The organism is Rhizobium sp. Rhizsp42 (genome assembly GCF_047304155.1).
Taxonomy (GTDB): domain Bacteria; phylum Pseudomonadota; class Alphaproteobacteria; order Rhizobiales; family Rhizobiaceae; genus Rhizobium.
This window is the reverse complement of sequence record NZ_JBGLYS010000068.1, coordinates 1-11,271: the sequence shown is the minus strand read 5'-3', so window position 1 is coordinate 11,271 and position 11,271 is coordinate 1. Positions and strand designations below refer to the sequence as shown.

At 62.5% G+C, this 11,271-nt stretch carries 10 protein-coding genes and 1 pseudogene; 1 reads left to right on the top strand and 10 read right to left on the bottom strand.

All coding sequences use genetic code 11. The features are described 5' to 3' along the window. From ACCD05_RS30855 to ACCD05_RS30810, 10 genes and pseudogenes are all read right to left on the bottom strand, one after another. A pseudogene (locus tag ACCD05_RS30855) lies at positions 1–242 on the bottom strand (nodulation protein NodT); the annotation flags it as partial. Between the two features lie 159 nt (positions 243–401). Further along, positions 402–3,506 (bottom strand): efflux RND transporter permease subunit, encoded by a 3,105-nt coding sequence (locus tag ACCD05_RS30850; RefSeq protein ID WP_413397419.1) that lies wholly within the window; start codon positions 3,504–3,506, stop codon positions 402–404. Positions 3,507–3,545: 39 nt separating this feature from the next. After that, positions 3,546–4,766: an efflux RND transporter periplasmic adaptor subunit gene (locus ACCD05_RS30845; protein WP_111565422.1), complete on the bottom strand. Its 1,221-nt coding sequence runs from the start codon at positions 4,764–4,766 to the stop codon at positions 3,546–3,548. 133 nt (positions 4,767–4,899) lie between these two features. After that, positions 4,900–5,496, bottom strand: a complete 597-nt coding sequence (locus tag ACCD05_RS30840) for a TetR family transcriptional regulator (protein ID WP_047515378.1) — start codon at positions 5,494–5,496, stop codon at positions 4,900–4,902. A 104-nt stretch (positions 5,497–5,600) separates the two neighbouring features. After that, positions 5,601–6,545 carry a phosphoribosylaminoimidazolesuccinocarboxamide synthase gene (locus ACCD05_RS30835; protein ID WP_111565421.1) on the bottom strand — a complete coding sequence of 315 codons (945 nt, stop codon included), beginning with the start codon at positions 6,543–6,545 and terminating at the stop codon, positions 5,601–5,603. 92 nt (positions 6,546–6,637) lie between these two features. Beyond that, positions 6,638–8,368, bottom strand: coding sequence for an SLC13 family permease (locus ACCD05_RS30830; protein ID WP_413397416.1), 1,731 nt, complete (start codon positions 8,366–8,368; stop codon positions 6,638–6,640). A gap of 132 nt (positions 8,369–8,500) precedes the next feature. Beyond that, positions 8,501–9,205 (bottom strand): phosphoribosyltransferase, encoded by a 705-nt coding sequence (locus ACCD05_RS30825; protein ID WP_413397414.1) that lies wholly within the window; start codon positions 9,203–9,205, stop codon positions 8,501–8,503. A gap of 4 nt (positions 9,206–9,209) precedes the next feature. Continuing rightward, on the bottom strand, positions 9,210–10,016 hold the full coding sequence (locus ACCD05_RS30820; protein WP_413397412.1) for a pseudouridine synthase: 807 nt from the start codon (positions 10,014–10,016) through the stop codon (positions 9,210–9,212). Positions 10,017–10,244: 228 nt separating this feature from the next. Beyond that, positions 10,245–10,451, bottom strand: coding sequence for a hypothetical protein (locus tag ACCD05_RS30815; protein WP_018902526.1), 207 nt, complete (start codon positions 10,449–10,451; stop codon positions 10,245–10,247). Positions 10,452–10,592: 141 nt separating this feature from the next. Next, on the bottom strand, positions 10,593–10,934 hold the full coding sequence (locus ACCD05_RS30810; RefSeq protein ID WP_018902525.1) for a hypothetical protein: 342 nt from the start codon (positions 10,932–10,934) through the stop codon (positions 10,593–10,595). Positions 10,935–11,066: 132 nt separating this feature from the next. On the opposite strand from ACCD05_RS30810, the gene ACCD05_RS30805 reads away from it, so the two are divergent. Further along, positions 11,067–11,271: hypothetical protein (locus tag ACCD05_RS30805; protein ID WP_413397409.1), on the top strand; the 205-nt coding region annotated here is incomplete at its 3' end.

Here is an 11,271-nt window from a genome sequence, read left to right as displayed (position 1 = left end):
ATGCGCTCCAGCGACTGCTGGATCGACAGGTTCTCATTGAGACCTTCGACCACCAGTCCGTTCAGGCGGGTGTCGCGATAGGCGGTCCACCAGGCGACCGTCGAGACGTCGCCATCGGCCTTGGCCGAGCCTTCATTGAACTTGGCCGGGAGGGGCATCTCCGGGGGAACATGATCCGGGCCACTCACACAGCCCGCGAGCAATAACAACAATGCCGGAGAGGCAAAACGAAAAGACGCCATTAACTATCTTCCTGTAACTCGACCAAAAAATTATTCATGTCAGAAGCGATCATGCTTCACTATCGGTCGCGCTTCGCTCAAACGAGAAACGCCATCCCGAAGCAGTCCGCGGCAATGTACCAATGAGTCTCACTTTATCACAGTGCAGATATGTCACACTCATACCTCATTTTTTTGACGTCGCGAGAAGACGCGGCGGATAACCACAAAGAATGATGGCACGAAGAAAATGCCGAGCGCGGTGGCAAACAGCATGCCGCCAAGCACGCCGATACCGATGGCGTTCTGCGCGGCCGAGCCCGCACCGGTGGCAATCGCCAGCGGCACGACGCCGAGGATGAAGGCCAGCGACGTCATGATGATCGGCCGCAGACGCAGCCTTGCGGCCTCCAGCGTCGCGTCGATGATGCCCATGCCGGTTTCCATTCGGTCCTTGGCGAACTCCACGATGAGAATCGCGTTCTTCGCCGCCAGACCGATGGTCGTGAGCAGGCCCACTTTGAAGTAGACGTCGTTTGCCTGGCCGAAGACGGTTGCCGCAACCAGCGCGCCGAGCACGCCGACCGGAACGGCCATGATGACCGAGAACGGGATCGACCAGCTCTCATAGAGTGCGGCAAGGCAAAGGAAGACGACCAGAACCGAGATGGCGTAGAGCATCGGGGCCTGCGAACCGGACAGGCGTTCCTGATAGGAGATGCCCTGCCATGCAACGGTATAGCCACCGCCGAGCTGCGCGGTCATCTCTTCCATCGCGTTCATGGCGTCGCCGGAGCTGACACCCGGTGCCGACGCGCCGTCGAGCGGGATGGCGCTCACCGCATTGAAGCGGGCGAGCGTCGGGGCGCCCTTCACCCATTCCGTGCGGGTGAAGGCGGAGAAGGGGACCATCTCGCCGTTGGTGTTGCGGGCATACCAGTGGTCGAGGTCGTCGGGCTGCATGCGGAAGGGTGCATCGCCCTGGACGTAGACCGGCTTGATCTCGCCGTTCAGCGTGAAGTCGTTGACGTCACGGCCGGTGAAGATGACCGAGAGCATCGCATTGACCGCCGAGATATCGACACCCATGGCGCCGATCTTCTCCTGGTCGATGATGATCTTCATCTGCGGCTCGACTTCCTTGTTGTTGCTGCGGAGCGCAACAACCTTGCCGCTCGTGTTGGCCATGCTGATCAGGCGCTTGGAGGCTGCATCCAGCGCCTCTGTGCCGTGACCGCCGGTATCGACGAGATACATGGAGAAGCCGCTGGATACGCCGAGACCCTGGATCGCCGGCGGCAGCAGCGCGAAGACCTGGGCTTCGCGGATCTGCGAGAAGGCTCCCAGCGCGCGGGTGGCGACGGCCTGCGCATGCAGCTTGTCGTCCGTGCGCTCGGCGAAGTCCTTGAGCTTGGTGAAGACGATCGCGCTGTTCTGGCCGGAGCCGTTGAAGCCGAAGCCAAGCGCGCCGAACACCGACTGCACGGCGTCCTTTTCGTTTTCGCGATAGTAGGTCTCGACCTTTTCGACGACGGCCTGGGTCTGCTGCGTGGTCGAGCCCGGAGGGGTCGTCACGATGGTCAGCAGAACGCCCTGGTCTTCCTGCGGCAGGAAGGAGGTCGGCAGGCGGGTGAAGAAATAGGCGCAGCCGAGGCCGACCAACAGGAAGACGACCATGACGCGCCACGGACGCTTCAGGAGGTAGCCGATCGAGCGGACATAGCCGTTGGTGGAGCGGGTAAAGTTGCGGTTGAACCACTCGCTGGCACGGTTCTTCTTGTGGTCATGCACCGGCTTCAGCATCGTGGCGCAGAGCGCCGGCGTCAGCACGATAGCGACCAGCGCCGAGAGCAACATCGCCGAGACGATGGTGACGGAGAACTGGCGATAGATGATGCCGGTCGAGCCGCCGAAGAAGGCCATTGGAATGAAGACGGCCGTCAGGACGAGCGCGATGCCAACGATGGCGCCGGTGATTTCGCCCATCGATTTCTCGGTGGCCTCCATCGGCGACAGCTTCTCCTCGGTCATGATGCGCTCGACGTTCTCGACGACGACGATGGCGTCGTCGACGAGCAGGCCGATCGCGAGCACCATGGCGAACATGGTCAGCGTGTTGATCGAATAGCCCGTCGCGGCAAGGATGCCGAAGGTTCCGAGCAGAACGACAGGAACCGCGATGGTCGGAATGAGCGTCGCGCGGAAGTTCTGCAGGAAGATCAGAAGAACGACGAAGACGAGCACGATCGCTTCAATCAGCGTGTGCACGACCTTTTCGATCGACAGCTCGACGAAGGGCGTCGTGTCATAGGGATAGGTGATCTCCACGCCTTCGGGCAGGCCCTTGGAAATGGAATCGAGTGCCGTTCGAACACGGCCGGCGGTATCGATGGCGTTGGCGCCGATCGCGAGGTTGACGGCGAAGCCGCTCGACGGCTGGGCGTTGTAGCGCGAGGAGCCGCCATAGCTTTCCTGGCCGATCTCGATGCGCGCGACGTCGCTCAGGCGGACCGTGGAGCCATCCTTCTCGACCTTCAAGATGATGTGCTCGAAGTCGGAAACGGTGGTCAGCTGGCTCTGCGCGGTGATCGTGACGTTCATCTGCTGGCCTTCGACGGAAGGCTGGGCGCCGAGCGAACCCACGGATACCTGCGTGTTCTGCGCCTCGATCGCCGAGGTCACGTCGCCCGTCGTCAGCTGGTACTTGACCAGCTTGTAGGGGTCGAGCCAGACGCGCATGGCGTAGCCGGAGCCGAAGATATTGACGCTGCCGACGCCTTCCAGGCGCTGGACCTGCTTCTCGATCGAGTTGGACAGGATGTTGCCGAGGTCGACCGAATTGCGCTTGCCGTCGGTGGAGACCAGCGCGCCGACGAGAAGGATACTCGAGGTCGAGCGGGTGACGCTGATGCCGGCGTCGATGACATCGCTCGGCAGCTGAGACTGCACCAGCTGCAGCTTGTTCTGCACCTGCACCTGGGCGATATCGGGATCGGCCGCCGTGCCGAAGGTCAGCGAGATGCTGGCCGAGCCGGTGGACGAGGTCGAGGTCATGTAGGTGAGGTCGTCGAGGCCGGTCATGCCGTCCTCGATGAGCGTCGTCACCGATTTCTCGACCGTTTCAGCGCTGGCGCCGCGATAGGTGGCGTTGATGCGCACCGTGGTCGGCGCAATATCCGGATACTGCGAGATCGACAGCGTGAAGATCGCCAGCACGCCCGCGAGCATGATCGTGATCGCTATGACCCACGCAAAGATCGGACGTCGGATGAAAAACTTGGCCATTGGCTAATTCCTGTACGGCTCGGATCAATGATCGACGCGTTACTTCGCGGCGGGCTTCTGCGCGTCGCCGGCGGCGGCTGGAGGCGCCACGGGCACGACGATACCCTTGTCATTGATCTTCATCTCGGTCGGCTTGACCGGCATGCCCGCGGTGATCGACTGCAGGCCGGAAACGATCAGCTGATCGCCGTCGTTGACGCCTTCGGTCACCAGCCATGCATTGTTGGATGGCGATGCGTTTTCGAAGATGCGGTTCTCGACCTTGCCATCCGCGGATACGAACTGCGCCGAAAGCTCACCATTGGCATTGCGGCTGGTCGCGAGCTGGGGCAGGGCGAAGCCGTTTTCGGAGCCGAGTTCCAGTGTCGCGCGGACATACATGCCCGGCAGGATGATGCGCTCGGGATTGGGGAAGCGCACGCGGATGGTGAAGGTGCCGGTCGTTTCACTGACAACCGACTTCGACATGTCGAGCGTGCCCTTCTCACCGTATTCCTTGCCGTTTTCGAGGATCAGGCGGAAGGCGTCGTTGCCGCGCGTGCCCTTGATCTCGCCATCGGCAATCGCGCTGCGCAGACGCAGCAGGTTGGTGCTCGATTCCGTCAGAAGGATATAGGCCGGGTCGAGCTGGCGCACGGTGGTGAGCGCCGTGGTCTGGTTGGCGGAGACGACGTTGCCGACGTTGTAGGCCGTCTGGTCGATGACGCCATCGAAGGGCGCGACGATCTTGGTGTGGTCGAGATCGATCTCGGCTGCCGAAAGGGCGGCCTTCGCCGATTCGACCTCGGCCTGCGCCTGCAGGAGGTTGGTTCTTGCTGTCTCAAGCTCGATCTGCGTGGCGCCGGAGCCGACGAGGCGCTGGTAGCGGTCGAAATTGCTCTGGGCGCTCGGAACGCTGGCCTCGGCCTTGGCGATGGCGGCGCGCGCCTGCGCGACAGCCGCGACGTAAGGGGCGTCTTCGATCTGGTAGAGAACGTCGCCCTTCTTCACCTCGCCGCCTTCGCGGAAGGTGATGTCGCGGATGAGGCCGCTGACCTGCGGACGGATGTCTGCGGTCTGGAATGCCTCGGCGCGGCCAGGAAGGATCGTCGTGACAGGGAAGTCGCCCTTCTTCAGCGTGATCACGCCAACGGCGGCCGCCTGCTGAGCCGCTCCGGCACCGCCGGCGCCCGCGGCCGGTGTCTTGCCGCTGTCGCTGCAGGCGGCGAGAACGCCACCGATGGCAAGAGCTGAGGAAACGAGAAGAAAGCGACGTATCATGTTCAATTCCCTATGCGCTGGCTCGCGGATCTAAGCCTGCCGGGGATGCCACACGACAAACGATCCGGAGTCAAATGCCTCTGATCCGAATTAACAAAGCCTTTAGAAAGTGACGTAAGTTATGAATCGTCACTTAGCAAGCGCTATTTTGCAGCGCGGCATCGGCGAAATCGACGATATTGCGGGCTTTCTCGACAAGGGTCTCCCGGTCGTCCTTGACGATCAGAACCGGGTGCAGCACGCCTGCCAGCACATCGGCGACGGTTCTTGCCGCAAGCGCCGGGTCGGCGCAGTGATAGCGGCCTTCCGCGACACCTTCGCGAATGATGACCTCCAGTTTCTGGATCACTTTTTCGCGATATCGCTTACCTGCCTCGATCTTGGCCTCGATGCTGACGAGGACCATTTCGAAGATGTAAGGGTTTTTCTGGATGTCCTCGAGATGGCTGTCGAGGAGCCGGAGCACGAAGCGGAGCAATTGTTCGCGCGGCGGCAGGTCATCGGCGACGAAGCGGTCGGCGACGTCGCTCAGGTGTCTTTCGGCAATCGCGTCGACCAAGGCGGTCTTCGAATGAAAGTGCTTGAAGACGTTGGCCGGCGACATGTCGAGTGCCGCGGCGATATCGGCGATCGAGACGGCGACGAAGCCGCGCTGGCGAAACAGCTGCTCGGCCATCGTCAGAATGTCTTCGCGGGTCTCTTCGGCCTTGCGCCTTGGCCTTCGTGCCATGAATTCTCCAGCCGGATCCGCCCGGCTTCGGTGTTTTTCAAAATCTAACGCGACATTGAAAGGGCCTGCAAGCTAAAGTCGCAGGCCTTCACGCGAACGAACGCTTACGGGAAGTAGCGCGAGAGGTTCTTGCGCACGCGCTCCACCGGGGTCGCGCCGGTGTCATCGGGCACGAAGGTCTGCGCGGTGATCGCTTCATAGGCCTTTATATAGACAGCCGAGGTCTGCTCGATGAGATCGGTCGGGATCTCGGGGATCTCGTCCTTGTAGGGGTCGCAGCGTTCGGCCACCCAGGCGCGGACAAAATCCTTGTCGAAGCTTGCCGGGCGCGTTCCGGCCTCGAAGCTTGCCTGGTAGCTGTCGGCGAGCCAGTAGCGGCTGCTGTCGGGGGTGTGAATCTCGTCGGCGAGGATGATCGTACCGTTCTCGTCGGTGCCGAACTCGTATTTGGTGTCGACGAGGATGAGGCCGCGCTTGGCCGCCATCTCCTGGCCGCGGGCAAACAGCGCCAGTGCGTATTTGGACAACGTATCCCACTGCGCCTGCGTCAGCAGACCGCCTTCGACGATCTGATCCGGCGTCAGCGGCTCGTCGTGGCCACCATCGAATTCCTTGCTTGTCGGCGTGATGACCGGCTCGGGGAGCTTCTGGTTGTCGCGCATGCCATCCGGCAGGCGCATGCCATACATCTCGCGCTCGCCCTTCTTATAAAGAGTGAGGATCGAGGTGCCGGTGGTGCCGGCGAGATAGCCGCGCACGACGATCTCGACCGGCAGGATGTCGAGGCGCTTGCCGACGACGACATTCGGGTCAGGATAGGCGATGACGTGGTTGGGGCAGATATCCTTCGTCGCCTCGAACCAGTAGCGCGCCGTCTGGGTGAGGACCTGGCCCTTGTAGGGGATGCAGGTCAGGATACGGTCAAACGCGCTCAGCCTGTCGGTGCTGATGATGATGCGGCTGCCATCGGCAAGGTCGTAGTTTTCTCGCACCTTGCCGCGGTAGTAATTCGGCAGTTCCGGGAAATGGGCTTCTGAGAGAATACGCACGGGCTTGACCGTCCTTTTGGGTTACGGGGTCGGTTTGATCGGGGCTTTCCCCTGCTCTAGTTCCATCGCCGGGGATGTCAAGCAATCGGGGCTCAAACCCAGAAGACATATAGAAGCAGCAGGCTCAAAAAGTAGCTCAGCACCGTCACCGGCAGGCCGGCTCGGATGAAATCGGAAAAGCGGTAGCTGCCGATGCCCATGGCGAGCGTGTTGTTGTGGTGGCCGAAGGGTGTGAGGAAATCGAGCGAGGCGCCGAGGGCGACTGCCAGCAGATATGCTTGCGGCTGGTGGTGGCCGGCTGCCGCGAACTCGATCGCGATGGGGCTCAGCACGATGGCGACGGTGGCGTTGTTGACGAAGGGCGTCAGCGCAATGGCCAGCAACAGCACCACGGCGATGCCCGCGAGCGGTTGCGACACCGGCAGGATGGCGCCGAGCGCCGATGCGATCACTTCGGCGGTCCCTGAAGTGCCAACGGCCGAGCCGATCGGGATCATCGCGGCGAGCATGATGATCACGGGCCAGTTGAGGTCGGCCATCGCCTGGCGGATGTTCAGGTAGTTGAGGAGCGCCAGCACGAGGACGACGCCGGCGAGCGCGATATCGGGCCGCACCACCGTGGTCGCGGCGATGCCGCAGGCAAAGATCGCGAAGGGCTGCCAGCTCAGCGAGAATGAGGGCGGGACGGGCGGCGAGGCGAGCGGCAGACATTCGCATTCCTCGAGTGCCTCAGAGATTGCGGCGCGGTCGCCCTCCAGCACCAGGACGTCGCCGATCGAGAGCTGCAGATCCTCGAAGCGTCCCTCGATGCGCGGGGAGCGCATGGATAGGGCGCTGATCGCGATGCCGCGCGTAGAGAAGACCTCGAGCGAGCGCAGGCGGGAGCCGACCAGCGTGCTCTCCGGCATGACGACAGCCTCGACGCGGCTTGCCTCTGCCTGCCCATGATCCGTCTGCAGTGCGCCGGATGCGGCGAGGTCGATAAAGACTGTATCGTCGGCTTCTACCAGCAACAGATCGCCGGCTTCGACAATCGAACGTTCGGCGGAGCCGAAGACGAAGGCGTCGTTGCGCAGCAGCGCATGCGGCTTGAGCGCGAAGCGGGCGGGGAGATCAGCGAGGTTTGCGCCAATCAATGGCGAATTCGCGGGCACGCGCCGTTCGGCCACCATGCGGCGTCGCGGCGTTTCGGGTGCAGTCTCATCGTCGTCGCCATCCGCAGGGAAGAGCAGCGGCGCCAACACTGACGTCATCAGGATGCCGGCTGCGGCGACCGGCAGGCCGACATAGGCGAAATCGAAGAGGCGAAAACTCTCACCTGTCGCGGCCGCCAGCGCGTTGCTGACAAGCAGATTGGCGGGGGTACCGATCAGCGATACGAGGCCGCCGAGCAAAGCGGCGAACGAGATCGGGATGATCAGCTGCCGCTTGGGGATGGCGCTGACGGCGCTGATGCGCAGCGCGACCGGCAGCGAGATCGAGAAGGCGCCGATATTGTTCATGAAGATGGAGATGAAGCCGGTCACACCGGACAGGATGGCAATGACGCCGGTGCCGCGCATGCCGCGACTGGCAAGCGCTGTCGACACCCTGTCGAAGAAGCGGGTGCGTGCGAGCACCTGGACCACCAGCAGGATCTCGACGACGGTGATGACCACGGGACTGGCAAAACCCGCGAAGACCGCGTCGGTCGGATAGAGCCCGAGCGCATAGCCGGCAAGCAGGCCGGCGATCGCGACGACCTCGACCCTGAAACGGTCGATCAGAAACAGAACCAGCATCGCGATCAGCAGGATCAGCAGACATGCTTGTTCTGGGGTCATCAGGTCTTCCGGATTGATGCGCTTGCTTTACGTGTTGACTGAGACTGTAGCGGTTCGCGGCCCGCTGTATAGAGGGGCGGGCGCAGAGTGCAGTCTATATAATAGGGCGCACTCTATTATAGGGACGACGGCTCAGATCTCGGGTGGGCGCCAGGCGCCTTGTTCGGTGCGCTCCAGCATCGGGGTCGCGAAGACGGCGACCGTCCGCTCCAGCCATTGCGGGCCGGCCTCAACAAGCGCCGTGCGCCAGCGCTCGGATTGCAGCATGGCGGCGCCGATCGCGACGGGCTCGATGGAACAGGCCGAAAGCAGCTTGAGGCCGGAGACGATCGAGGTGCCGCTCGAGATGACATCGTCGATCAGCGCGACGCGCCTGCCTTCCAGCAGCGGCAGCATGCGCGGATCGATATAGAGACGCTTCTGCTGGGTGGGAGTGGTGATCGACGACAGCGGCACGGAGAGGTCGTCGCGGTACCAGAATTTTCTGGAGGTGCCGAGCGGCACGTATCTTTTGTGCCCGAGTTTCTGCGCCACGGATGAGGCGAGCGTCAGCCCGAGCGTCGGCAGCCCGGCGACGACGTCGATATCGAGGGCTCTCAGCTTGTCCGCCAGTTGTCCGGCCAGCGCGTCCAGCACCTCGAAGCTCGCCTGGTTGATGATGAGCGAGGCCAGCGCATGCTCGCCATCGGCAAGCGGGCGGAGCGGCAGGCGGAGCTGGCGACCGTCAGTCAGCGTCGCGACATAGAAGGATGTGAAGTCGTCGCCGATCGAGAAGGTGCCGGGCGCGTGCAGCTCCTGCCAGAAATCGTGCGGGGCGAGGGCGGCGCTGTCTGTCATGATGTCATCTGGTCCGTTTGGTCGTTTCCATGCCGGCGCGGCGGCGCAGCGCCTTGAGCTCGGCCTCGGTCAAAGGCCTTACCGCGCCTTTCGGGAGGTCGCCGAGTTGGAGATCACCGATTGCCACGCGCACCAGCCGCAGGCATTCGGTACCGAGCGCTTCCAGCATGCGGCGGATCTGGCGGTTGCGGCCCTCGTCGAGCTCGACTTCGATCCAGGAGTTGCGCTCGCCTTGTCTTAGAAGCTTCGCCGCCGTCGCCTTCAGGAGTTCGCCGTCGTGGCGAACGCCATAGGCCATCTCGGCCAGCATCTCGGGCTCCATGACGCGATCGACCTGGACGTGATAGGTCTTGGTGACATGGGTGACCGGGTCGAGCAGCGCCTGGGCGAAGACGGTGTCGTTGGTGAAGAGCAGCAGGCCTTCGCTCGCCTTGTCCAGCCGGCCGACCGGCGACAGATGCGGGGTGTCGACATCCTTGAGGCAATCGAACACCGTCGGGCGGCCTTCCGGATCGTGGCGTGTCGTTACCAGCCCGCGCGGCTTGTTGAGCATCAGATAGGTCATCGGCTCGGCGGCGACATCACTGCCGTCGACCTTGATCTTCGCCGATGAGAGGTCGATCCAGGCGGCGCTGTCGAGCACGGTGCGGCCATTGACGGTGACGCGACCGTCGGCGATCAGCTTTTCGGCCTGGGTCCGCGAACAGTAGCCGAGCTTGGACAAAGCGCGCGGCAGGGTCACCCGCTTGCTCTCGACGGCTTCAGGCCTGTTGCGGCCGTTCTGCCTTTGCGGTGCGCGCCGCTCTCTCAATCGCCTGTTCCTCTGCTCTTTGTTATCGGCGTTTCTGGGTTATCGGCGTTTCTGGCATGAACGGTGAGGGGATGCCAGACGCGGGGTCGCAAAACGCGGGGATAAGAAGGATCGGACAAGAGGGGAGGGGGCTCTGCCGCTCGGCCAAAAAGAAGAGGCGGCGCGGGGGGCGCCGCCTGTCTTGGCCGCATTTATAGAAGGGGAGCGGATCGCGGTTGCGACCGGTCCTCAGTGACGCGCCACGAAGCCCGCAAGCTGTTCGCGGTTCATGGTGACACCGGCTGCCGCCTTGGCGGGATCCGGATGGGTATAAGAGACACTGGGCATTTCAGGAAGTTCGAGAGCCTGTCGCATGTTCATAATACCGACCGCCAGGCGGCCCTGCGCTCCGTCAACTGTGACTTCGACGATGCAGTTCGATCCTTTGGCAATCATCAGCAGTCCTCCCTCGTTCTTTATAGTCTCCATTATTGGCCTGAAAAACGGGTTTTTCTAAGACCTAAGTAGTACGGGCCGGATGATACTTCGGATCATCCGGCCCGTAAACAAATTAGATATCTCTAATTTTAACGAATGCTATCGCCACCACTGCTGGCGCTGCGGGGCGGCCTGGGCGCCGCTCAGGAGATAGCCGGCGAGAAAACCGAGCGCGCCGGCAAGCGCCAGCGCCGTGGTGGTGGCGGCTGGGTGCTCACGGGCAGCGTCGGCCGCGGCCACGCCTTCGGCCTTGATCTGGGCAACGGCGGTCTTGGCGCGGGGCGCCATATCCTCATAGGCCTTGCCGGCGCGATCGCGCACTTCGTAATAGGCCTCCGCGCCCTGAGCCGAGATCATCTTCTGCAGACGGGCGACCTCCTGCTGCAGGGCGCTGATGTCCTTGCTAACGGCGGATCTCACATCATCTGTATTGGAAGCCATTGGGCTGTCTCCTTTGTTGCTGACGATAGAAACACGTCTAGAAACACATGGGAGAGGGGTTCGGTTCCGAAAATCGGGCGTTTTGGGTGCGGATAATGGCGCGTGGGGGATGATGGGCCGTGGATTGGCCCGGTGTTCATGGACACGCGCGGTGGCGTCGAAATGGCTCCACAGACAGGCCCGGAAATTCCCCCAACAGAATCAGTGTGTTATAAAACTGTCAAAAAACTTTGCCTGGGTGTGTTGACTTGTTTGGGTATGGGGCCTTATAAGCCGCTTCACAGAACGAGGGCGGCGGCGCTGCTGGCGACGGTGACTTTCGCTCTGGATTTCTTGA